This is a genomic window from Gottfriedia acidiceleris, assembly GCF_023115465.1.
Lineage (GTDB): Bacteria > Bacillota > Bacilli > Bacillales > Bacillaceae_G > Gottfriedia > Gottfriedia acidiceleris_B.
The window spans coordinates 1,481,247-1,505,408 of record NZ_CP096034.1; the positions used below are offsets into that span (position 1 = coordinate 1,481,247).

At 33.9% G+C, this 24,162-nt stretch carries 25 protein-coding genes; 20 read left to right on the plus strand and 5 right to left on the minus strand.

The features are described 5' to 3' along the window. Nucleotides 1-62 precede the first annotated feature (62 nt). Nucleotides 63-500 (plus strand): MarR family winged helix-turn-helix transcriptional regulator, encoded by a 438-nt coding sequence (locus MY490_RS06910; protein WP_248268571.1) that lies wholly within the window; start codon nt 63-65, stop codon nt 498-500. A gap of 114 nt (nt 501-614) precedes the next feature. After that, a complete protein-coding gene (locus tag MY490_RS06915) occupies nt 615-2,561 on the plus strand; it encodes an ABC transporter ATP-binding protein/permease (RefSeq protein WP_248268572.1) in 1,947 nt (648 codons plus the stop codon). Nucleotides 2,562-2,725: 164 nt separating this feature from the next. Here the strand turns inward: MY490_RS06915 and MY490_RS06920 are convergent, their stop codons facing one another. Next, nucleotides 2,726-2,998, minus strand: a complete 273-nt coding sequence (locus tag MY490_RS06920) for a hypothetical protein (RefSeq protein ID WP_248268573.1) — start codon at nt 2,996-2,998, stop codon at nt 2,726-2,728. A 364-nt stretch (nt 2,999-3,362) separates the two neighbouring features. Here MY490_RS06920 and MY490_RS06925 point away from each other — a divergent pair, with 364 nt between their 5' ends. Beyond that, nucleotides 3,363-4,349 carry a LysM peptidoglycan-binding and 3D domain-containing protein gene (locus MY490_RS06925; RefSeq protein WP_248268574.1) on the plus strand — a complete coding sequence of 329 codons (987 nt, stop codon included), beginning with the start codon at nt 3,363-3,365 and terminating at the stop codon, nt 4,347-4,349. Nucleotides 4,350-4,406: 57 nt separating this feature from the next. On the opposite strand, the gene MY490_RS06930 is transcribed toward MY490_RS06925, so the two are convergent. After that, complete coding sequence (locus MY490_RS06930) at nt 4,407-5,855, minus strand: L,D-transpeptidase family protein (protein ID WP_248268575.1); 1,449 nt, start codon at nt 5,853-5,855, stop codon at nt 4,407-4,409. 473 nt (nt 5,856-6,328) lie between these two features. Between MY490_RS06930 and MY490_RS06935 the strand changes: the two genes are divergently transcribed. From MY490_RS06935 to moaC, 12 genes are all read left to right on the plus strand, one after another. Beyond that, on the plus strand, nt 6,329-7,327 hold the full coding sequence (locus tag MY490_RS06935) for an NAD(P)H-dependent flavin oxidoreductase (RefSeq protein ID WP_248268576.1): 999 nt from the start codon (nt 6,329-6,331) through the stop codon (nt 7,325-7,327). 268 nt (nt 7,328-7,595) lie between these two features. Beyond that, a complete protein-coding gene (gene fdhF / locus MY490_RS06940) occupies nt 7,596-10,523 on the plus strand; it encodes a formate dehydrogenase subunit alpha (RefSeq protein WP_248269333.1) in 2,928 nt (975 codons plus the stop codon). Nucleotides 10,524-10,535: 12 nt separating this feature from the next. Further along, the gene (locus MY490_RS06945; protein WP_248268577.1) at nt 10,536-11,015 is read left to right on the plus strand and encodes a helical membrane plugin domain-containing protein; all 480 of its coding nucleotides are present in this window, start codon (nt 10,536-10,538) and stop codon (nt 11,013-11,015) included. A gap of 147 nt (nt 11,016-11,162) precedes the next feature. Further along, nucleotides 11,163-11,954: a formate dehydrogenase accessory sulfurtransferase FdhD gene (fdhD, locus tag MY490_RS06950; RefSeq protein ID WP_248268578.1), complete on the plus strand. Its 792-nt coding sequence runs from the start codon at nt 11,163-11,165 to the stop codon at nt 11,952-11,954. A gap of 45 nt (nt 11,955-11,999) precedes the next feature. Continuing rightward, nucleotides 12,000-13,025 (plus strand): GTP 3',8-cyclase MoaA, encoded by a 1,026-nt coding sequence (moaA, locus tag MY490_RS06955; RefSeq protein WP_248268579.1) that lies wholly within the window; start codon nt 12,000-12,002, stop codon nt 13,023-13,025. A 254-nt stretch (nt 13,026-13,279) separates the two neighbouring features. Continuing rightward, entirely contained in the window at nt 13,280-14,296 is a 1,017-nt protein-coding gene (locus MY490_RS06960) for a molybdopterin-synthase adenylyltransferase MoeB (protein WP_248268580.1), read from the plus strand. Between the two features lie 19 nt (nt 14,297-14,315). Beyond that, complete coding sequence (locus tag MY490_RS06965; RefSeq protein ID WP_248268581.1) at nt 14,316-15,605, plus strand: molybdopterin molybdotransferase MoeA; 1,290 nt, start codon at nt 14,316-14,318, stop codon at nt 15,603-15,605. 39 nt (nt 15,606-15,644) lie between these two features. Continuing rightward, complete coding sequence (locus MY490_RS06970; RefSeq protein ID WP_248268582.1) at nt 15,645-16,115, plus strand: molybdenum cofactor biosynthesis protein MoaE; 471 nt, start codon at nt 15,645-15,647, stop codon at nt 16,113-16,115. Next, complete coding sequence (gene moaD / locus MY490_RS06975) at nt 16,112-16,348, plus strand: molybdopterin converting factor subunit 1 (RefSeq protein ID WP_098426792.1); 237 nt, start codon at nt 16,112-16,114, stop codon at nt 16,346-16,348. Before MY490_RS06970 ends, moaD begins: the two co-directional genes overlap by 4 nt. A gap of 33 nt (nt 16,349-16,381) precedes the next feature. Next, nucleotides 16,382-16,876 (plus strand): MogA/MoaB family molybdenum cofactor biosynthesis protein, encoded by a 495-nt coding sequence (locus tag MY490_RS06980; RefSeq protein ID WP_248268583.1) that lies wholly within the window; start codon nt 16,382-16,384, stop codon nt 16,874-16,876. Further along, nucleotides 16,873-17,445, plus strand: coding sequence for a molybdenum cofactor guanylyltransferase (locus MY490_RS06985; protein ID WP_248268584.1), 573 nt, complete (start codon nt 16,873-16,875; stop codon nt 17,443-17,445). Before MY490_RS06980 ends, MY490_RS06985 begins: the two co-directional genes overlap by 4 nt. 36 nt (nt 17,446-17,481) lie before the next feature. Beyond that, on the plus strand, nt 17,482-17,964 hold the full coding sequence (moaC, locus tag MY490_RS06990; RefSeq protein ID WP_248268585.1) for a cyclic pyranopterin monophosphate synthase MoaC: 483 nt from the start codon (nt 17,482-17,484) through the stop codon (nt 17,962-17,964). 40 nt (nt 17,965-18,004) lie between these two features. Here the strand turns inward: moaC and MY490_RS06995 are convergent, their stop codons facing one another. Beyond that, nucleotides 18,005-18,361: a Na-translocating system protein MpsC family protein gene (locus MY490_RS06995; protein ID WP_088011138.1), complete on the minus strand. Its 357-nt coding sequence runs from the start codon at nt 18,359-18,361 to the stop codon at nt 18,005-18,007. A gap of 193 nt (nt 18,362-18,554) precedes the next feature. Between MY490_RS06995 and mobB the strand changes: the two genes are divergently transcribed. The 3 genes from mobB (at nt 18,555) to MY490_RS07010 (ending at nt 20,581) form a co-directional block, all read left to right on the plus strand. Beyond that, nucleotides 18,555-19,088, plus strand: coding sequence for a molybdopterin-guanine dinucleotide biosynthesis protein B (gene mobB, locus MY490_RS07000; RefSeq protein ID WP_248268586.1), 534 nt, complete (start codon nt 18,555-18,557; stop codon nt 19,086-19,088). Between the two features lie 44 nt (nt 19,089-19,132). Beyond that, complete coding sequence (modB, locus tag MY490_RS07005) at nt 19,133-19,789, plus strand: molybdate ABC transporter permease subunit (protein ID WP_248268587.1); 657 nt, start codon at nt 19,133-19,135, stop codon at nt 19,787-19,789. 144 nt (nt 19,790-19,933) lie between these two features. Next, complete coding sequence (locus MY490_RS07010; RefSeq protein ID WP_248268588.1) at nt 19,934-20,581, plus strand: MOSC domain-containing protein; 648 nt, start codon at nt 19,934-19,936, stop codon at nt 20,579-20,581. Between the two features lie 306 nt (nt 20,582-20,887). Here the strand turns inward: MY490_RS07010 and MY490_RS07015 are convergent, their stop codons facing one another. After that, nucleotides 20,888-21,127: a hypothetical protein gene (locus tag MY490_RS07015; protein WP_097974150.1), complete on the minus strand. Its 240-nt coding sequence runs from the start codon at nt 21,125-21,127 to the stop codon at nt 20,888-20,890. Nucleotides 21,128-21,541: 414 nt separating this feature from the next. Here MY490_RS07015 and MY490_RS07020 point away from each other — a divergent pair, with 414 nt between their 5' ends. Together MY490_RS07020 and manA are read left to right on the plus strand one after the other, a co-directional pair. Then, nucleotides 21,542-22,414, plus strand: a complete 873-nt coding sequence (locus tag MY490_RS07020; protein ID WP_248268589.1) for an ROK family protein — start codon at nt 21,542-21,544, stop codon at nt 22,412-22,414. A gap of 20 nt (nt 22,415-22,434) precedes the next feature. Further along, nucleotides 22,435-23,379, plus strand: a complete 945-nt coding sequence (gene manA, locus MY490_RS07025) for a mannose-6-phosphate isomerase, class I (protein ID WP_248268590.1) — start codon at nt 22,435-22,437, stop codon at nt 23,377-23,379. Between the two features lie 157 nt (nt 23,380-23,536). Here manA and MY490_RS07030 read toward each other — a convergent pair whose 3' ends face one another. After that, nucleotides 23,537-24,067: a cysteine hydrolase family protein gene (locus MY490_RS07030; protein ID WP_248268591.1), complete on the minus strand. Its 531-nt coding sequence runs from the start codon at nt 24,065-24,067 to the stop codon at nt 23,537-23,539. Nucleotides 24,068-24,162: the final 95 nt, after the last annotated feature.

Here is a 24,162-nt window from a genome sequence, read left to right on the forward strand (position 1 = left end):
AATCAGAATATAATTAGTTTGTCAAACTAACCATATTCTAATATAGAGGAGGTGAAATTTTAGTGGAGAAAATTCTAAGGGAATTTATAACGACATTAGATACTTCATTTAAAATGCTAATAAAAAATACAATTGAAACGGTAGGAGTCGCAAATTTAAGTGTAAATCAAATACAGTATATACAAGCAATTGGCAAGTTGGGGAGTCCAACAATTAGTGAAATAGCAAACGAATTAAAAATTACTAAAGCATCTGCAACAGCAGGGATTAATAAATTAGTTAACTTGGGATATGCACAGAAAAACCAGTCTACAATAGATAAAAGAATGTATCATGTTACTTTGACAGAATCAAGTCAGACGTTCATGCGTCTGCATAAACAAGCATTAGTAGAATATGTAGATTTCATAAAAAAATCATTGACAATCGAAGAGTCTGTTCAATTTAAATTAATTTTAGAAAAATTAATAAAAGAATTCTACCAAAAAAAATCTTTTTAGAAAAAATGGCAAATTTGAAAAATGCCATTTTTTCATCAATTAATAAAGTTAGTTTGTCTAACTAACTTTATAGTTGGTGGTTCGATACAAATATAGTCTAAATGGAGGAAAATTATGAGTTATGTGAAGATTACCAAAATCAATAAATATTACCGTCTTGGAAAGAAAAATAAGACACGAGTTTTGCATGGAATAGATGTTGAGTTTGAAAAAGGAGAATTTGTTTCTATACTAGGAGAATCGGGTAGTGGTAAATCTACATTTATGAATATTATCGGTGGTATGGATCGAGATTTTGAAGGAGATGTTATTGTAGATGGATCAAGTCTACATGGAATGAAAGAATTAGAATTGGATTCTTATCGCAAGTTAAAAATTGGTTTTATTTTTCAAAGCTTTAATTTAATTGGTCATCTGTCAGTCTTAGAAAATGTGATTTTAACTATGCAAATGACGGATATGAATTCAGCAGAAAGAGAACAAAAAGCAAAAAATATTTTAACTGAACTTGGACTAGGCGAACACCTCAATAAAAAACCTAATCAGCTATCAGGAGGACAGAAACAAAGAGTTGCCATCGCTCGTGCTCTTTCTAATGATCCTGACATAATTTTAGCAGATGAGCCAACTGGCGCGTTGGATAAGAAAAACAGTGAACAAATCATGCAGTTATTAGATAATATTGCAGCCAAAGGGAAACTTGTAATTACAGTTACCCATTCTCAAAAGGTAGCTAATTATGGGACAAGAATTATTACAATGGATGACGGAAAGATCATAAAAGATGAATTGTTAAGAGAGCCTTATAATCAAATGAATTCCAATCAGAAGGTGAAAAATAAAAACCTTCGTTTAGGAGCAGCATTAAAAATGGCATTTAACAATATTAGATTAAATCTCAAAAGAAACATGCTCGTATCATTCGGTGGAGCAATTGGAATTTTAAGTGTCGTCCTTATGTTGGGTTTGGGGAATGGAGTTACCAATTATATAAACAAGGAAATTAATGCAAACGTAAAACCTAACGTCCTTCAGGTGACGAAAATCCCAGAGGGACAAAAAAGCTCAACAGGACCGTTGCCAAACCCTGTGCAGGAAACAGTATTACTAAAAAAGAAAGATATTGAACAAGTAGAAAATATTTTTCACATTAAAAAGGTTGAAAAAGTGTTTACATTAACCATGGGAAGTTCAGTCCAGTATAATGATAATTTAGTTAATATAGTTCAGTATCAAACGATGAATGATAGTGTAACCAAAGATGATTTAGTCGAGGGTAATCTTCCAAAAAATAATGAATTACTAATATCAGAAACAGTGGCAAAAAAACTAACAGATGTAACGGATAAGTTAGTAGGCAAAAAAGTCGAATTGTATATAAACACGAAAGATAGTAAACAACGTCCAATGATATTAACAAAAGAACTAAAAGTATCAGGGATAATTAAAGGTAGCATGAACCAGGATTTAGCATACACATCTTATCAAACATTAGAGAAAATGTATTCGAGTAAAAAAACCAACTTGATGGCAACTCAACTAGATGTCACTGTGGATCAGAAAAAGAATCTGGATAGAGTAAAAACAGATCTTAAGGAAATAGGTTTTACTGGGACAGGTATTGGAAATATATTGAATCAAGTTACGAATTATCTAAAAATCGCAACAAATGTATTAGCTGGAGTAGCAGGTATTTCTCTACTTGTCTCCGCAATTATGATCATTGTCGTATTATATATCAGCGTTGTGGAACGTACAAAGGAAATTGGAATACTTCGAGCTGTCGGAGCAAGAAGAAAAGATATTAAACGAATATTCTTCGCTGAAGCAGGCTTACTTGGTTTAACGAGTGGAATTATTGGGGTAATAGCAGCCAATGTTATTAGTAGTTTAGGAAACAATGTGATGAAAAAAGTTTTTGATGCACAATTAATACAAATTAGTGTGGAGAACATACTAACGGGAATCTTAATTAGTATAATTATTAGTATCTTAGCTGCCTTACTTCCGTCTGCAAAAGCAGCTAAACTTGATCCTATGGAATCACTTCGATATGAATAACTAAAAATATAACAAGTAGACATCAATGGGGTATAAAATCCTCTATTTCATTGGAAAATAGATAGAAGCCAATCTTTTACATATTAAAGGATTGGCTTTTTCTTAGTCCGATGCAATTTCTTTTATTTCCTCTTTATAAAAATCCTCCAGAATAAAATTTGCATTCAATTATTTCTTTTTCTAAAAAATCTCCAATTAATAAATACCAAAGTAGATAATAACACGATTGCCGAGAACCAAAAATAAAAGCCAAGCTTATGTTTCGTAACAATGGATGTATTTCCTGCCTCATCAAGCATCAGTTCCATTGGAAAAAATGATTTAATAGCTAGAAACAACATAAATAAGTGACTAATACTAGTTTTTTTTCCTCTTAATGTTTGAACCGATATGTAAATAAAAAACAGGTTTGCATACCAACTAACATTAGACACCATCCCAGCAAATACACCTAACCATCCTATAAAAAATACAATACTACCCTCGAATGTTAAGAAAAAAACTCATTGTAGGAATTGTTTATCTATTGTAATTTATGTAATTTCCTTCATCAGATTTTGTCATAGACTTTAATGACAAAAAGGAAGGGCTAAATACCTAGTAATATGGGCAATTTTCTTTGAAAAGGGTTTGAGGAACAGCTCTTATTTTGCTGTTTGCTTAGTAATTTTAGTTAAATACCTGTAATAAACGTACGATGAAAGGAAATGATTTATCATCTCCCTGTTACTTTTTTTGAGAAAAATCTATGTTACGATTAGTGAAAATTAGCAAATAAAGGAATATGGAGGGTAAAAAGAAATGATTAACAAAGTTAAAGTTACAACCATTTTAGCAGCTGCTGCACTCTCAGTATCTGTAAGTGCTAATGTACAAGCTGCTACTGTTAATGTAAAAAAAGGTGATACGTTGTGGGATCTATCACGTGCAAATAATGCCACCGTTGAAAATACTAAAATGTTAAACGGGATTACTTCAGACTTAATTCATCCCGGTGATAAACTGATCATTGCACCAGAAAAACATTATGAAGTTAAAAAAGGTGATACGTTATGGGATATTGCACAAAATCATGATATAACAGTATCGCAAATTCAAGAATGGAACAATATACATACGGATCTAATTCAACCTGGATTAAACCTAGTAATTTTTGAAGGCGTAAAAAATATAGCTCAATCAAAAATGACAACTACAAATCTTGCAACAAATTCTAAAACTACTTCAACAGTGAAGTCAGTACAAGAATCTTCAAAGACTGCGTCGGCATCAAAAGAAGATGTTCCTAAAACAAAGGAAATTGTACCAGCAACAAAGGAAAGTGCATTAACAACAAAGGAAAGTGTACCAGCAGCAAAAGAGAGTGTACCAGCAGCAAAAGATAGTGTATCAACAACAAAAGAAAGTACACCAACAACAAAGGAAAGTGTACCAGCAATAAAAGAAGATGAATCAACAACAAAAGAAAATGTATCTAAAACAAATGATTCAGCTGGTTTAAAAGTAATAACTGTGGAAGCATCAGCTTATACAGCTTCTTGTAATGGTTGTACTGGTATTACGGCTACTGGAATCAACTTAAAAGAGAATCCAAATACAAAAGTCATTTCCGTTGATCCAAGTGTAATCCCACTTGGAAGCAAGGTGAATGTAGAAGGTTATGGTGTAGCAATAGCTGGAGATACTGGCGGTGCCATTAAGGGAAAACGAATTGATGTATTTATTCCAAATAAACAAGATGCGATTAATTTTGGAAGAAAACAAGTGAAAGTAACGATATTAGACTAATCATAAAAAAACACTGAAACGTTAATGGGTTTCAGTGTTTTTGATTATGCAATTTTTTTAGTAGATGACTACTGGTTCATATGTGCTGAGATTATCATATACGGTTTTCATTAGACTAGGTGGAGTATTAACACAGCCACCCGATCCTGCAGTCAGATAGGCATTGCTTGACCAGTTGCTTCGCCAGCTAGCATCGTGGAAACCTTGTCCGCTGTTTGTAAATGGTGCCCAATAATCTACTTTAACTTCATAAGAACCAAGACCTACATGTGAGCCCCTGAGGATCGACGGTGTTCGTTTATAAAGGATATACCAAACTCCTTTTGAAGTATCTTCACCAGTGATATGTTTACCAGTAACGACATTCGTTGTGATAACCAATTTGCCATTTTTATAAAGCCAAATTCGCTGTTCGGCAATCGACACTTCAGCATATGTATCGCCAATCCCATTGTTCGTAGTCGTATTATATCCATAACCTTCATTATTCCACCCATTTCCGATAATATGAGTAGGAGTGATCGATTTTTCTCCTGTTTCAAAAGCCTGCTGAACTAGTGCTGATTCTTTATCAACATCTAATGCCCACCCATAGCCTTCTCCTTTAACTGAAATGACTGAACCTGAATGTGTCTTAAATGTAAAATTTTTATTTAATGTAGATTGAGAATTATTTATTTCAGCAATTTTGTTTTTAAGATTACTAGAGTCGATCGTAACGTTCATATCTTTTGACACAGAAGCATTTTGAATGTATTCACTCGCATTTAAAGAATAAACTTTATCCTGAACTTTATACTGAACTGTACGCCCTAGTAGTTCTTGAAGTTTTTTCTTTTCATTTTTCACAATTTGATTGTCTTCTTTGATTGGTTGTTTGTATACAGGTTTTAGACGGATTATACTAGTATACTCATGTCCATTATAATCTTTTAATAGACGATCAACATCATATTGCTCACCGCTAATGCTTTTCGAGACAATAATTTTACCTTGTATCAATTGAACAGTTGCATCTTTTGGAGCTTTTAAGCTCTTATTAAGAGTGTGAAGCTTATCTTCAATCTGTTTTTTCATTGTGTCAATTTGATCTTCATCTCGTTTACTCGGTAGTAAAGAATAATTTTTTTCTTTTGAAGAAGGAAAAAACGTGCGCTGGTTTTTAACTATTTTTTTAATTGCCGGCAGATCATTTTCAGTAAAGTTCATTTTTGTATTTTTTCCATCCAAGATTTTCTGGTCACCAACATAAACGATGTTTTTAAGTTCGCTAGTTTTTAATTTTATTAGTGCCTGCTTTGCATTCAGTCCACCTAAATTTATCCCGTTTACCTTGATTCGAGCATTAAAGTGGTTAGCCCGATAGCTGAAAACAAAGATGAGTGTAATAATAATAATGATACCAATCAAAATGAAATGCCAAGGCAAAGACCGTTTAAATGATCTTTTTCGATGAATATTATTTCCTTTAACATTTAAAGTGCTTTCCAAAACAATTCCTCCCATAACCAAGTAGTCCATCTATCCATATTTACTGAAATTAAGATTAGAATATTACAAATATATTACATTATTTACTTATATGTGACTATTCTACAATTTTCTTTAGTCGAACTTTGTCACAATTTGTTTAGATAAAGAAATTTTTTCCTTTTTTTTATTTTGAAAGGTCAAAGAGAAAGTATAGGACTAAAAAGTATAAATTAATTATATAATGGTTCACTGTAATTCTAATAATATTTTTCTATCTACTATTAAGGTATCAGATTATTAAATTTACGAATCTATTAGTGTATTGAGTTTATATGCTCCTTTTTTTATTATTCACTATATTATATTTGTATATCAAGTTTAGTAGCATAACTATTACAAATAGCCTGCAAGAAGCATTTTTGCACAGATAGAGTTGAAAAGAATAGTTTACTAATGTATCATTATTAATAATCAGAATATTCCGTAAAGAAAAGAGGGGCATGTAAATGAGTAAACAGTTTCCTGAAAAATGGTGGAGTCAATTGAGGGTGCCAGCTATTTCTGCACCGATGTTTTTAGTTTCTGGTCCTGAGCTAGTAGAGGCAGCATGTTTAAATGGTGTAATTGGATCATTTCCAGCACCAAATGCTCGTCCAATTGAGGTACTTGATCAATGGATGGGTCAATTAAATGATCATCTTGCTTTGGCGCGCGCAAATGAGCCAGAGCGTAAAATTGCACCGTGGGCAATGAATATGGTCGTTCATAGTTCTTATAGTAGATTACAAGAAGAGCTTGAGCTGTTGAAAAAACATAAGCCGGAGCTTGTCATTACTTCATTAGGTTCTCCAAAAGTAGTAGTTGAAATTGTACATAGTTATGGTGGTTTAGTATTTTCTGATGTTAGTGATATTAAGTTTGCTAAAAAAGCAGCAGAGGCTGGTGTAGATGGACTAATTTTAGTAGCATCAGGTGCTGGTGGACATGCTGGTAATTTAAATGGATTTGCGTTCGTTGATAGTGTTCGTACGTTCTGGGACGGCATTATTGTGTTAGCAGGTGGAATTTCAACTGGTAAAAGTATATTGGCTGCACAAGCTGCAGGTGCTGATTTAGCTTATATGGGAACACGCTTCATTGTTGCGAAGGAAAGCTTAGCAAATGATGAATACCGCCAAATGTTAGTTGATGCGACGCAAGATGATATCGTCCTGACTGATGCATTCTCTGGTGTGAAAGCGAATATGTTAATTCCGAGTATAGTTAAGGCTGGTCTTGATCCTGAAACTTTGAAAAAGAAAGATAAAGTCGATTTCGATGGAATGAAAAGTGAATCGAATGCGAAGGCTTGGAAAGAAATTTGGTCTGCTGGTCACGGTGTTGGGGCAATTACAAAAATCAGTTCAATTGCTGACATTATAGATGAGCTGGAAGGAGAGTATAGTGAGGCAGTTAATAAATTAAATAGAAATGCTGAGAAATTAAAATCAACAGTAAGTAAATAAATCATATTGTAAGCGTTTTACTTTCGTGCAGTGAATCTATTGTTTAATTAGCATTTTAAGATTATAATTAACTTATTGAGATGGAATCATAGTATGGGAGATGTTATGACTCTATCAATTTAGTAAACAAAAAAATGGATTGGTATGTTAGTACGATTTGCTAATAAACTATTCCACCATGAAAACATTAATCCTATTTATCGGGAATGTGTATTTCATGGTGGATTTTTTTATGTGAAAAAAGGGGAGGAAAACCGTGAAAAATAACATGGTTACAATCACGATTGACGGGAAAGAAGTAATCGCAAAGCAAGGTTCTACAATCTTACAAATCATCAATCAAAATGAAATTAGTCATCCACAAATTTGTTATGTTCCTGAAGTCGATCCAATTCAAACTTGTGATACTTGTATTGTAGAAATAAATGGTGAATTAAAACGTTCATGTTCAACTGAAGCAATGAGTGGAATGAATATTCAATTGACTTCACCTAAAGCGAAGGAAGCTCAAACTGAAGCAATGGATCGTTTATTAGAAAATCATTTATTATATTGCACAGTTTGTGATAATAATAATGGAAATTGTAAGCTACATAATACGGTAGAAGAAATGGGCATTGAACACCAAAAGTATCCTTATCAGCCAAAGGTTGCATCTTGTGAAGTAGACTTGACACATCCATTTTACCGATATGATCCAAATCAATGTATTGCATGTGGACAGTGTGTGGAAGTTTGTCAAAATTTGCAAGTCAATGAGACTTTATCAATTGATTGGGAAGCTGAGCGTCCACGTGTTATTTGGGACAAGGGTGTTTCAATTAATGATTCTTCATGTGTAAGTTGCGGTCAATGTGTAACGATTTGTCCTTGTAATGCATTAATGGAAAAATCAATGCTTGGTGAAGCTGGTTTTATGACCGGATTAAAAGATGAGTTACTTGATCCGATGATCGATTTAGTCAAAAAAGTAGAGCCTGGATATAGTGGTATTTTCGCAGTTTCAGAAGTTGAAGCAGCAATGCGAGAAACAAGGACCAAAAAGACAAAAACAGTTTGTACATTTTGTGGTGTTGGCTGTACATTCGAGGTTTGGACGAAGGATCGAAAAATTTTAAAAGTTCAACCAAGCTCTGATGCACCAGTTAATGCAATTTCGACTTGTGTAAAAGGTAAATTTGGTTGGGATTTTGTTAATTCCAAAGAGCGAATTACAAAGCCTTTAATTCGAAAAAATGGCGTATTTGTTGAAGCGAGTTGGAATGAAGCCCTTGATTTAGTCGCAAGTAAACTTGGTTCCATTAAACAGGAATTTGGTAAAGGCTCTGTAGGATTTATTTCATCTTCAAAAATTACGAATGAAGAAAATTATTTAATTCAGAAGTTAGCACGACAAGTATTTGAAACAAATAATGTAGATAATTGCTCACGTTACTGTCAATCACCAGCAACAGATGGATTATTCCGTACAGTTGGTATGGGTGGAGATGCAGGAACGATAAAGGATATCGCAAAAGCGGGGCTAGTAATTATCGTCGGTGCCAATCCTGCAGAAGGTCATCCAGTACTTGCGACAAGAGTTAAGCGAGCACATAAACTACATGGACAAAAACTGATTGTTGCCGATCTTCGTAAAAATGAAATGGCAGAGCGCTCTGATATCTTTATTAGACCAAAGCAAGGTACTGACCAAGTATGGCTGATGGCTGTAACAAAATATATCATTGACCAAGGCTGGCATGATTTAAAATTCATCTATGAGAATGTTCATTTCTTTGAAGATTTTAAAGTTGTACTTGAGAAATATACGCTTGAATATGCCGAAAGTGTAACTGGAATTTCAAAGGAAACGTTAATTCAAATAGCTGAAATGATTCATGAGGCTGATGGAACTTGTATTTTATGGGGCATGGGCGTGACACAAAACACTGGTGGCTCTGATACATCTGCTGCGATCTCGAACTTATTGCTTGCAACAGGAAACTATAGACGCCCTGGTGCTGGCGCTTATCCGCTTCGTGGTCATAATAATGTACAAGGTGCTTGTGATATGGGTACTCTTCCTGGTTGGCTTCCTGGTTACCAACATGTAACGGATGACAAGGCTCGCATGAAGTTTGAAAAAGCGTGGGGCGTTGAAATTGGAGGAAAACCTGGTTTAGATAATATTCAAATGCTTCAGTCAATCGAAAAAGGCGAAATGAAAGCTATGTACTTAGTTGGTGAAGATATGGCGCTGGTTGATTGTAATGCAAACCACGTACATGAAGTGTTATCAGATTTGGACTTCTTTGTCGTACAAGATCTCTTCTTTTCAAAAACAGCGCAATATGCGGATGTTATTTTACCTGCTGCGCCATCACTTGAAAAAGAAGGAACATTTACAAATACTGAGCGTCGAGTACAAAGATTATATCAAGCATTACCAACTCTTGGTGAATCGAAGGCTGACTGGTGGATTGTCCAAGAAATTGCAAACCGATTAGGTGCTAACTGGAATTATCAACATCCAAGTGAAATATTCGCTGAAATGGCAAGTTTAGCACCACTATTCTCACAAGCTAGCTACGAAGTGATGGAAGGCTGGGATAGTTTCCTTTGGGGAAGCTTAGACGGAGCAAGTACACCACTGCTTTATGAGAATGGTTTTAATTTCCCTGATAAAAAGGCAAGATTTGCTTTAGCTGATTGGATGGAACCAACTGAGTTTGCAGAAGAGTTTGACCTATTAATTAATAATGGGCGTATGCTTGAGCATTTCCATGAAGGGAATATGACGAATAAATCTTATGGTATTCAATTAAAAGTGCCTGAGATTTTTGTAGAGGTTTCACCAGAGCTTGCGAATGAACGGGGTATTAAAGATGGTTCACTAGTTCGATTAGTATCACCGTATGGAGCGCTGAAATTACCAGCATTAGTTACGGACCGAGTTCAAAAAAATGAGTTGTTCTTACCGATGAATTCAACAAATAAAGAATCTGCAATCAATTTCTTAACAGGTCCAGCTAAAGATCACCGTACCAATACACCAGCTTATAAACAAACGAAAGTACGTATGGAAGTATTACGTGTAGAAGGTGAAAGTCCGATGCCAAAGTCGAACCCACGTAATAAAAAGCGCAACCCTCAAAACGGAGTTGAGGTACAGCGTAAATGGGAACGAAAAGGATATGTCCACTTAACGACAAAATAAAGGAGAATCAAGATGGCACAACCAATCACGACGATTCAAAAATACGTACCGACAAAAGAAGAGCAAAACCAACAGAAACTAGAGGATTTGAAGCTTTTATTAGCAGAAAATGAAGATTCTTTAAATAAAATTTTAAACATCGTTTCGGAATTAAATGAAACAGGTGTCCTTGAAGCTGCAAATGCAATGCTACAATCCAAAGAGAAAATTACAAAAATTGCTTTAGGACAAATGAACCGCGAGCCAGTCACGAATATCATCAATCATATTATGGGAGCTGCAGGTGCACTTTCAAGTGTGGAACCAGAGTTAACAACAAAGCTAGTCAATTCCGTAACAAAAGGAATCGATGAAGGAAATAAACATCTTGAAAAGGATGACAAAGTAGGAATTCTTGATTTAGTAAAAGTTTTAAAAGATCCAGATGTAAATCGTGCAGTTGGTTTTGGTATTAATTTTCTAAAAGGTATGGGAAAAGGTCTAAAAGAATAATAGAAAAAACAATTTGTATTTAATAGAAAAGAGATTAATAATAAGAGATGAACCTTTTAATCAAAATTGAAAGCTTCATCTCTTAATGAATATTTTTTCGGAAAACACAATAAAAAAAATAATTCAGGAAGAAGGGAATCTTTAACGATGCTACCAACTGAAGTGAGAAGAAGAATTCTCCGCTTTGAAAATGGTGAAACAAACTATATTGAAGACAGCGTTGTCACAGAATTTCCCGTTACAGTAAAAATCAATGGACAAGAATTTGTTACGTTGGTCAGTACGCCAGAATACATTGAGGATATGGTCGTAGGATTTCTAGCATCCGAAGGGGTTATCCGAAAATACGAGGATATTGAAAACATATGGTTTCAAGAAAAAGAAGGCTTTGTCCATGTAAAAACAAAGAATATTAATCCATATTATAAGGATATTCAAAGTAAAAGATATATTACATCATGCTGTGGAATGAGTAGACAAGGGTTCGTTTTTGTAAATGATGCATTAACTGCAAAAATAATGAAAGAAGTGAATGTTCAACTATCAATTCAAGATTGTTTTCGGTTAATGAAAGAAATGCAACAGTCTGCATTTTTGTTTCATGAAACAGGCGGAGTCCATAATGCTGCTTTATGTGATTTAAATGGGATCGTTTTGAATAGAATGGATATTGGTAGGCATAATGCATTAGATAAAATTTATGGATATTGTCTAAAAAATAATATTCGTATTTCAGATAAAATAATTGTTTTTAGTGGGCGATTGTCTTCTGAAATTTTACTAAAAGTAGCTAAAATTGGTTGTGAGGTCATATTAACTAAATCAGCTCCAACAGAATTGGCACTTCAATTAGCTGAAGAATTAGGTATTACGACAGTTGGATTTATTCGAAATCAGTCACTTAATGTCTATACTCATTCAAAGCGTATTGTGAAATAGAAGTTAAAAACAATTTATGAAATAAAAAGAAGTGAGGCAATGGTTATGAAAAATGTTGCATTGGATAAACATCATCGACCTTTACAGGATTTACGTATATCTGTTACCGATCGCTGCAATTTTCGTTGCCGTTATTGTATGCCGGAAGAAATTTTTGGTCAGGACTATTCTTTTTTATCACAAGATAACATACTATCCTTTGATGAAATTGAAAGATTAACGCGTATTTTTGTATCTTTAGGGGTAAGAAAAATTAGAATGACTGGTGGAGAACCTTTATTACGTAAAAATTTACCTAAACTCATTGAACGATTAAATAAAATAGATGGCGTTGAAGATATTGCTTTAACAACAAACGGTACTTTACTTAAAAAGTTTGCAAAAGATTTATATGAAGCTGGTTTAAGAAGAGTGACCGTTAGTATAGATTCTTTAGATGAAGAACGATTTTCATATATGACTGGTAATCGAGGAAATGTAAAGTCTGTCCTTGAAGGGATACAAGCTGCTTCTGATATCGGAATGAAGGTTAAAATCAATATGGTTGTTCAAAAAGGTAAAAATGAACAAGATATTATCCCGATGGCACAATATTTTAAAGAGAAAAAACATATTCTTCGTTTTATTGAGTATATGGATGTTGGAAATTATAACGGATGGAGACTCGATGAAGTAGTAGGAAAACAAACAATCATCGATATGATCAATGAAGTCATGCCTTTAGAATTTACAGAAGCTAATTATGTAGGAGAAGTTGCGAATCGATATCGCTACAAAGATAGTGATGATGAAATTGGCATTATTTCATCGGTGACAGATTCATTTTGTTCAACTTGCACAAGAGCACGCATATCTGCAGAAGGAAAATTGTATACTTGTTTATTTGCAACAAAAGGGTATGATTTAAAAGAATTAGTAAGATCTAACCAAGATGATGAACAAATAAAAGAAACGATTCATACGATATGGACCAATCGATTTGATCGTTACTCAGATGAACGATTAAGTAATACGAAAAAAGTGAATGATAAATCATCACATAAAATTGAAATGTCCCATATAGGTGGTTAATCATTATCAATAATAGAAGGTTTGGAGTTTATGCAATTTCTGTATAATTCTTTCACTAAAAATTAGAAAGTGATGATTGGTATCTCTGTTCGTATAGCAGGGGAATTAAGCAGCATTCAGAACTCCTTATATGATGAGGATTTCTTAATGCTGCTTTATTTAATAGAGGGAAAAAGCAGAAAAATTGGTGAGGATACCTGGAGAAAATTTTTTATCTCTTTCGCTAGGTCCTGCTCTTTAATGGAGGATATCTTATGTCAGAACGTTATTCACGTCAGCAGCTTTTTACCCCGATTGGTGAAAATGGACAAGAATTAATTAGAACGAAACATGTTTTAATTGTTGGGGCAGGTGCATTAGGAAGTGCTAGCGCGGAGGCACTTGTTCGAGCTGGAATTGGAAAGTTAACTTTAATTGACCGAGATTATGTTGAAATGAGTAACTTGCAAAGGCAACAGCTGTATACTGAAGAAGATGCATTTGAGAAATTGCCGAAAGTAATTGCCGCTAAAGGGCGTCTCCAAAAAATAAATTCAGATGTGTTCATTAATGCACTAGTAATGGATGCAAGTGCAGATAATATGGAAGTCCATTTGAAGGACACTGATGTTATCATTGATGCAACAGATAATTTTGATATTCGGTTTATCATAAATGATTTATCTCAGAAATATGAAATTCCATGGGTGTATGGCTCTTGTGTTGGGAGTGTTGGTATGTGTTGCACGATTCTACCAAGTAAAACGCCATGTTTAAATTGCATATTAAAAGGTGTACCAGTACCTGGGGCGACATGTGACACAGCTGGAGTCATTAGTCCTGCCGTACAATTAGTAGCGGCATACCAGGTTGCTGAAGTATTAAAACTATTAGTTGAGGATTATTCAGCGGTTAATCCAAAATTTCTTACATTTGATTTATGGAATAATCAGCATTTTTCATTTAAAGTGACGAAACTCAAATCAGATGATTGTCCTTCATGCGGAACAAATAGATCATATCCTTATTTAGCTTTTGAAAATCAAACGAAAACAAGTAAACTTTGTGGACGAAACACGGTTCAAATTAGACCTTCAAGGACTAAAAGTTACGACTTTAATGAACTAGAAATTCAACTAAAACAACACGGAAAAGTTCAACGAAATCCTTATTTGATTTCTTGTCAGATAGAAGATTATCGATTTGTTGTTTTTCAGGATGGTAGGGTGTTTGTTCACGGAACAAATGATATACAGGAAGCTAAAAAACTATATTATCGTTTATTAGGTTAATAGAGAGAGGTTGAAAAGAATGGTTGAAAAAAGAGTACCACTACCGATTGAAGAAGCAGTTCGTAAAGTGATGGATTTTGCCAAACACGGATCACAAGAAATGGTATCAATCGATTTAGCATATGGCCGAGTATTAGCTGATGATATAAAAGCTGATCAGGATATACCTGCTTTTGACCGCTCTCCATATGATGGCTTCGCGATTCGCGCTGAAGATACTATTCTTACAAGCAATGAAAATCCAACAATCTTTGAAGTAGTTGGAGAAATTGGAGCCGGTTCAGTTTTTCCAAATGAAGTAGGTCCATTACAGGCCGTTCGGATTATGACAGGGGCTCAAATACCTCAAGGTTGTTCAGCCGTTGTTATGCTAGAATTAGCGAAAGAGATTAAAACTGAAGGTAAAACTTTTATTGAAATTAAACGTTCTTATCAAAAAGGCGACAATATTTCATTCCAAGGCGAAGAAACGCATAAAGGTGATATTCTTGTTATGAAGGGTACTGAAATCAACCCAGGAGTAATTGCTTTACTTGCTACTTTTGGATATCGTCAAGTTCCTGTAGCGAAAAAGCCAATCATTGGAGTTATTGCAACAGGTAGTGAGCTACTTGATGTCGATGAACCACTTGAACCTGGTAAAATTCGCAATAGTAATTCCTATATGGTGCTCGCTCAAATTCAAAAAGCTGGTGCAATCCCTAAATATTTAGGAAAGTTTAGCGATGATTTTGATACTTGTTTTTTAGAAGTTCAAAATGCCTTAGAGCAAGTTGATATTCTAATTACGACCGGTGGAGTATCTGTCGGTGATTATGACTATTTACCAGATATTTACGCAAGATTAGGAGCTACCGTTTTATTTAATAAAATTGCCATGCGTCCAGGAAGTGTAACAACAGTAGCGCATTTAGAAAATAAATTATTATTCGGTTTATCTGGAAATCCATCTGCTTGTTTTGTTGGATTTGAGCTATTTGTTAGACCAATTATTCAAACTTATTTATTTAACGAAACACCACATTTAAAAAGAGTTAGTGCAATTTTAGGAGAAAATTTTCCAAAGCCAAATCCTTTTACAAGATTTGTAAGAGGTAAAATTGTTTATCATGAAGGTCAATTAACAGCAATTCCTGCAGGTTTTGATAAGTCTAGCGCCGTATCTTCATTAGCTTATACGGATGCTTTTATTGTTTTACCTGGAGGAACTAGAAAATATGAAAAAGGTATGTCGGTCGACTTATTATTATTAGAAGACCATGAAGGAAGTAAATGGCCTTGGTATGATTTTGTACCTGCATATAAGTAAATAGAACGCTATTAATTTAAGAAAAGTGAAGTGGTTTACTTGGAACAAAAATTATTTAATATTGTTGATACACCAATTAACGTAGAGGAAGTTTCAGATAAAGTAAAAAGTAGAAATGCAGGAGCTATTACTGTTTTTATTGGTACAGTTAGAGAGTTAACAAAAGGAAAAAAGACTTTGTCGCTAGAGTATCAAGCATATGAATCAATGGCCGTAAAAAAACTTGCCCAAATTGGTGATGAAATCAACGAGAAATGGCCAGAAGCTATTGTTGCGATTACTCATAGAGTTGGAAGATTAGAGATTAGCGATATTGCAGTTGTGATTGCAGTTTCCTCTCCGCACCGTAAAGTTGCTTACGAAGCAAATGAATACGCAATCGAACGAATTAAACAAATCGTCCCGATCTGGAAAAAAGAGTTTTGGGAAGATGGTACGATGTGGATCGGTGACCAATTAGAAAATACACCGTACCAAGAAGGAAAACCAAGTGTGGAGGAATCAAAATGATTAAAGTTTTATTATTTGCTCATTTACGTGAGAAAGCCGGAACTGATGAATTAACAGTGACCGATAAAAATGGAATAAACGTAAAAGAGTTAAAAGACTGGCTTATGACTAACTATGATTTACCACAACTCAATCAGATTATGACTGCAGTAAATGAAGAGTTTGTAACGGATGAAGAAATTGTAAATGATGGAGATACTGTCGCATTTATTCCACCAGTAAGTGGGGGCTAATGGATTTTATAAAGCTTGAAAGTAGGTAGAATGATGCATAAACATAATGAAAAGGCGATTATTAACGCAGCGGTTTTAACAGTAAGTGATACTAGAACTGTTGAAAATGACGAGAGCGGTAAACTAATTAAAGCTTTATTAGACGAGCAAAAACATATCGTCCATGATTATAAAATCACTAAAGATGAAATAGCTTTGATCGATTCAATTGTTAGATCATGGAGTGAAGATGAAACGATTCAAGTTATAATCATAACAGGTGGTACTGGTTTTACGAAAAGAGATATTACATATGAAGCAATTTCAAAAATACTCGATAAAGAAATGCAAGGATTTGGAGAATTGTTCCGTTCATTAAGTTATACAGAAATCGGTCCTAAGGCAATGTTTAGTAGAGCAATCGCAGGTAGCTTTCATGATAAAGCGATCTACGTAATTCCAGGTTCAAAAAACGCAGTAAATCTAGCAATGACAAATCTAATTCTACCGACATGCCAACATTTTGTTGAGGAATTAAATAGGCAATGAATATAGCTGGCGTCGTTTTAGCAGGTGGAAGGTCATCCCGTTATGGTAAACCAAAAATGTTTGAAACGTATAAAGAAAAATTATTGTATGAATATAGTGTAGATGCCTTAAAGGAAAATTCGGTATCACCAATTATCATTTCAACGAACGAAAAACTAGTTCCTTATTTTAGTAAAAATGATCATCTAGACTTTGTCATAGAGGGAGAAGCTAAAGAATACCAAGGACCTCTGTATGCGATGTATAATGCATTTTTAAACATACCAAACAAAGACTGGTATTTTGTCCTAGCGTGCGACACACCTTTTATTACAGCTAACTTTGTAAGAAACATGATCGAAAGGGCCGAAAATACGAATGTTGATGCAGTCGTTCCAATCCAGTCCGATAAACTTCAACCTCTATTTGCGCTCTATCATCGTAATTGCATCGAAAAAATGAAAGAGATATTAAATAAAAACAATCGAAAAGTTCAGTTATTATTTAGTGAAGTAAATGTAATGACTGTTCAATTTTCAAGTGACGATTTCATCTTTAAGAATATAAATAGTCCGAGTGACTGGATTTAATTTATCAAATTTAAGACTTACCTGGAGGTACTAAGCATGAGTGAATTTTCACATTGGAATGAAGAAGGAAGACCTAAAATGGTTGATATTTCAGACAAAAACATCACTACAAGAGTTGCAATTGCGCAAAGTACAATTTCGATCTCAACGGAATTATATGAAGCAATTCAAAATGGATTAATAAAAAAAGGTGATCCACTAAATGTTGCACAAATTGCTGGAATTATGGGAGCTAAAAAAACTTCTGACATTATTCCAATGTGTCACCCAATTGCACTATCAGGAACTGACTTTACATTCGAATATGTAGAGGCACCTAATGGATATGATTTAATCATACGTGCAACAGTGAAATGTAGTGGGAAAACTGGAGTTGAAATGGAGGCACTAACAGCTGTAAGTGTAGTTGGCCTTACATTTTACGATATGTGTAAAGCCGTTGATAAAAGTATGGTCATAAAAGAAACGTTTTTAGTTCAAAAAAAAGGTGGGAAAAGTGGCGACTTTTTCCATAAATAAGATTGGAACATAAGCTTAATTGATTAGTAGCATCAACGATCTAATCAATTAAGTTTTCTAATTTTTTATCAAATACAAAAACTGAAATTGCAATATCTTCTTCAACCTTCATATCCGAGAAAAGATTGATAAACTTTGCATCAACGATTTCTTCTAACTTAACTGGAGGATTTTTCGCATATACATCTTGAATCATCTTCGTTCTAGCATTATGAACGATATCACGTCCTTCAGAAGTTTGAGCGATAAATAGCTCAGTAGGTGTCAGATTTCCATACAAAGTTGAAACAGCCATATTTTCCACAAATACAGTATGGATTCTTTCAGGGCCTTTACCAAATAATTCTTTACGCAGTTTTCGTATATAGTCATTAAATTCATGGATGACTTTAGACATTACATATACCCCTTAACTTAATTCTGTTTTTCTTATCATAAAACATTAATTATAAAATTTAAAGGAGAAAACTTTTAGAGAACATCTGCTCCACCATCAATACAAGAATCGATTAAATTGATTTTTGTATTAATGGTGTTTTTTCAGTAGGCTCCTTATAATAAAAGTATTTAATAAAAAGGAATTGAGAGCTATGAAAAAAAACTATTCCATTTTGCAAATTGTAGGCTATCAAAATAGTGGGAAAACAACACTTACAGAAAAACTCATTAAACTGGCCAATCACCAAGGATTATCAGCTGCAACTATAAAACATCATGGTCATGGCGGTGTGCCTGACTTAGAAATAGAACGTAAAGACAGTAGTCGTCACTTGGATGCAGGAGCAATCGTGTCTAGTGTTGAAGGTGATGGAGTTTTGCAATTAAGAACAAATTTTATTAATTGGGATTTAAAGAAAACAATTGAATTATATCGCTTTTTTTCAACTGATATTATTTTTATTGAAGGTTATAAAAGGGAAAGTTACCCAAAAGTAGTATTAATTAGAAGTGAGGAAGATCTGAATTTATTCGATTCGTTAACGAATATTATCTGTGTGATCAGCCATTTTGAGATTGAAGAGGGTAGATTGAAAGATTATCAATATTTCCATCTTTATGATGAAGAAAATTATTTGGATTTCTTGATGAATGAAATGTCCAAAGGTTATTTCATAGAAGATTAAAAAAATAGATGAAAATAGGTTTTATTTTGAAATGAGGAATTTAATTGTTTGAAGAGTTTTTAATTCCCCTTAAGATTTCCATTAAGGTTACGATCGTGGCAGGAGTTTTCGTTATTATTTTAGGGACTATAGTTGGAAGAATTCTCTCTAAAAAATCCTTTAAAGGTAAGACACTCTTAGAAACAATTTTAATGTTACCTTTAGTTCTTCCTCCTACAGTCGTAGGATTTTTACTATTAGTTATTTTCGGAAGACAAAGCTTCGTTGGAAAAATGATCGAGTGGTTAGTTAAACAGCCAATTGTTTTTACATGGTGGGCTGCTGTAATTGCATCAATTGTTGTAGCGTTTCCTCTTATGTATCAATCTGCAAAAACTGGATTTCAAAGTGTAGACAGTGAAATTGAGGAGGCAGCAAGAGTTTGTGGAGCAAATGAATGGAATGTTTTTTTCTTGATTTCAATACCACTCTCATTAAAAGCTATTATCTCTGGAAGTATATTAAGTATTGCAAGAGTACTAGGGGAGTTCGGTGCTACTCTTATGTTTGCAGGGAACATACCAGGAAAAACACAAACTGTTCCGACAGCAATTTATTTAGCAATTGATGCTGGAAATATGAAAATGGCTTGGTTATGGGTGCTTTCAATGGTCTTGATTTCTTTTATTATGCTGTTCGTTGTACAGTTGAAACAAAAATGATTTTGTTTGTAGATTTGTATTGTCTTTAATTAGTATATAATGCTGTATGTAAGATGTTTTTCCTTTATATTCCAAAATATTAGTTTACATAAAATAAAACCCCAGTTTTACAATTACAAACTCAAAAAAGAGAGGGTGGAAGGCATGGTAAATAAAATTGAGTTAATTAATCTTGCAGTAGGATTACCTAGTAAAATGGAATATGGCGAAAACAAAGAAATGATAACGGGGATTTGTAAAAAAGAAATAGAAGAAGTTTACTTATCAAAAGAAGGCTTTAAAGGTGATGGAGTAGCAGACTTAAAACATCACGGTGGACCAGATCGCGCTGTATGTGTGTATCCATATGAACATTACGCACTTTGGGAAAAAGAGTTTAATCTAAATTTACCACTTTCAGCATTCGGAGAAAATATTACTGTCACAAATATGTTAGAAAAAGATGTATGCATTGGCGATGTTTACCAACTTGGCGATGCAATTATACAAATTACACAAAGTAGAATACCTTGTGACACAATTACAAGGAGAACAAATGTAGCACTTAAGAGAATCGTAGAAACTGGATTTACAGGCTACTTATGCCGTGTAATAAAAGAGGGTACGATCAGAAAGGATTCGACCATAGAATTAATCAAAACGCAAGAAAATAAAGTTTCGGTTCTTTATTGCAACGAGATTTATTTCCATGATCCAAAAAATGTTGAAGGAATAAAAGCGATATTGGAAGTTCCTGAGTTAGCTGAGGATTGGAGAATTCGGTTAAATAAGCGTTTGGAGAATTTAGTTTAAAAATAAGTTTACGGGAGTCGCTTTTAGTTAGAGCGGCTTCTTTTTATTTTAAAATTCTTTTTTATATTTAGACTCCGCCTAAAAATTACATCTAATCCAATTTCATTATCTATTATATGGATAATTGACATCATTCCATTTTTGCGAGAATAAATCATTTCAAATTTATCTTTGAAATGCAAAAGAACATCTATCCTTTTAAAGGCACGGACAGATGTTCTCATAAAAGAAATTGAAGATGATCCTATCATTCAATTAATTCCTAGTAGCGGAAAAAATCGATTTTCCTATTTTTGTTTTTTGAACCTAAAAGTTCCACCATCTGTCACTACGACGACCGGAATTATCGCGTCTTTCATCGTCGCAACGATCTACTGCACGACAGAAGTCTTCTTGATCAACTGTGATTCTCGCATTAAACGTAACCTCGTTATTTCTTCTATTATTTCTATTATTATTTCTATCATTAAATCTTTCGTTATTTCTATCACTAAATCTCTCGTTATTTCTCTCATTATTTCTTCCATTGTTACAGTTGCAACTCATTATAACACTACCTTTTCCTTTAATTTCATCTCGATATCTTATGATTGGACAAGCAAAATGAAATGGACAAGTGTTTGATTTTAATAAATATGTTAGCAATTCCATGGATTTATTTAGCTTAGGATTGCAAAAATTGTTAAATAGGCGTTTGTAGTTTAGTTTTAAATTTCCGAAAAAGGAAGTCGCTCGAGGGAGAGGGGCTTCTTTTTTTGTACATGAAAAGAGTCTTCTTTTTATATAGCTTTCATAAGTATATATGGATTAAAAAATATATTTCGTCCAATAAATCATGTGGAATTAATCGCATGATTTTCTTTAAAAATGTTTCTATATACAAAAAAAGTAAGGCGAGTTTATACCTACTCTAAATAATGTAAGGTTTAATTAGTTAATTTTAATTGGAGGTAATGGCAAATGTTAGGTGCAATCGAAGCAGGTGGAACAAAGTTTGTATGTGCGATTGGAGATGAAAATGGCAACTTAATTAAGCGTATTCAATTCCCGACAACTGTGCCAGAAGAAACGATTTCACAAGTAGTTGAATTTTTTAAGAACTATCCTATAAAAGCAATTGGTATTGGATCATTCGGTCCGATTGATGTAACCGAGAAGAGCTCTACTTACGGATCGATTACATCAACTCCTAAAATGGCATGGCAAGGCTTTCCTTTTGTACAAGCAATAAAGCAGCATTTTTCTATTCCAATTGGTTTTAATACGGATGTGAATGCAGCGGCACTAGGTGAAGCAACTTTAGGGGCAGCAAAAGGGTTAGATAGCTGTTTATATATAACAATTGGTACGGGTATAGGAGCTGGAGCTGTCGTAAATAGTAATTTACTTCAAGGAATCACACACCCTGAAATGGGACATATATTAGTGAGACGACATCCAAATGATGAGTTTGTAGGGAACTGTCCATATCATCGTGATTGCTTAGAAGGTTTAGCCTCTGGACCTGCAATTGAAGCGCGATGGGGGCAAATAGGTTCGAATCTAATTAATCGAAAAGAGGTTTGGGATTTAGAAGGATATTACATTGCCCAAGCACTTATGCAATACATATTAATACTTTCACCTAAGAAAATCATTCTTGGTGGGGGCGTAATGAATCAATTGCAAGTTTTTGAAAGTGTTTACAAATATTTGAAAAAGCTAGTTTGTGATTATGTTAGTTTACCAGATTTGCATGAGTATATTGTACCACCTGGTTTAGGGAATAACGCTGGAATTATTGGAGCTCTTATGCTTGCATATAATGCTTTAAATAAAAATGCACTCGTTTAGATCGCTTGGAGGAAATTAGCATGCAACCACTATTTTTAAAACCAGTATTTAAAGAACGAATTTGGGGAGGAACAGCTTTAAAATCAGATTTTAACTATAATATACCAAATGAGAATACAGGTGAATGCTGGGCAATTTCGGCTCATCCTAATGGTGCTTCCATTATTGAAAATGGCCAATTTGCAGGTATGGCATTAAATGAATTATGGAAAAATCAACCGGAGTTATTTGGTCACCCAAAGGAAGAAGTTTTTCCACTTTTAACGAAAATATTAGACGCAAATATGGATTTATCTGTTCAAGTACATCCTGAAGATTCTTATGCAAAAGTTAATGAAAATGGTGATCTTGGGAAAACAGAATGCTGGTATATACTTGACTGTAAAGAAGATGCACATATGATATTTGGCCATAATGCCAAAACAAAAGAAGAACTAATTAGCCAAATTAAAGAAGGCGAATGGTCAGATTTACTTCGCCGAGTAAAAATCAAGCCAGGTGATTTTTTCTATGTCCCAAGTGGAACCATTCATGCATTATGTGAAGGAACACTCGTATTAGAAACACAACAAAGCTCTGATACAACTTATCGGGTATACGATTATGATCGAAAAGACCATGAAGGTAATTTAAGAGAGCTTCATTTAAATAAAGCAATCGATGTAACAACAGTTCCTCATCAAGAAACAGAAGTGGAATTTAAGACGGAAGAAAAAGAAAATATAAAGATTAATACATTTGTAGATTCGGAATTTTTTACCGTATATAAATGGGATATTACTGGAAAAGCTTATTTAACTTATAATGATCAATATTTACTTTTAAGTGTAATAAACGGTAATGGAAAACTGATTCATAGTGGAGAAGAATATAGTTTATCAAAAGGCTCAAATTTCATCATTCCTGTTGGATTTGGGGAATTTGTATTAGATGGAGATTGTGAAATAATTGTTTCGCATACTTGAGAATTAAAGGAAAACAAAGGTATCCCTCCAGAAGGAACTCAGGTTGAACGCAAGCGCTTGCCTTACGAGATGCGAATTTACTTAAGTCTTAAAAAGCAGAGCAGATAGGCTAGGCAAAGAAGAAAGCGGGCGTTTGTTAAGAAAAAAGGGCAGCTTTTTAGCTGCCTTTTGAAAATTCAATATCACTAGTAGTTTTAGGCTCAGCTAACCAGCGTAGAGTCTGATTATGGTGTTTTATAATTTGCTTAGCCGTTAGCTCATCTGAATCCCATGTACTATGAGCATCTGTAATAAGTGTAACTTCATAGCCATTTCCAAAGGCGTTTCTAGTCGTTGTATCAACACAGATTTCCGTTTGAATTCCCGCCATGACTAAATGATTAATTTCCTGTTTTGCCAACTCTTCTTTTAAATTCGTCTTAAAAAATGAGTCTGGTGTTGTTTTATGTATAATGATATCTCCATCAATTGGAGCAATATCTGACTGAATTTCCCAACCAGGCGTACCAAATTCAAGTGGAGAACCTTCTTCGGAATGCTGTATATAAAATATTGGCGTATTTGCAGCCCTTGCTTTATCGATCAGTTTGTTTAGATTGTTTATTAATGTTTCCCCGTTATATACCGGATTAGATTCGGAGAACATAAAAGCCTGTACATCAATTACTAAAAGAGCTGTTTTTTTCATTTATAAATCTCCCCTTAGAAAATTGGATATTTTTTACACCTTATAGAAGAAAATATATCATTATTAGCAGTAGAGGAGAAGGTTTATTTTCAGAA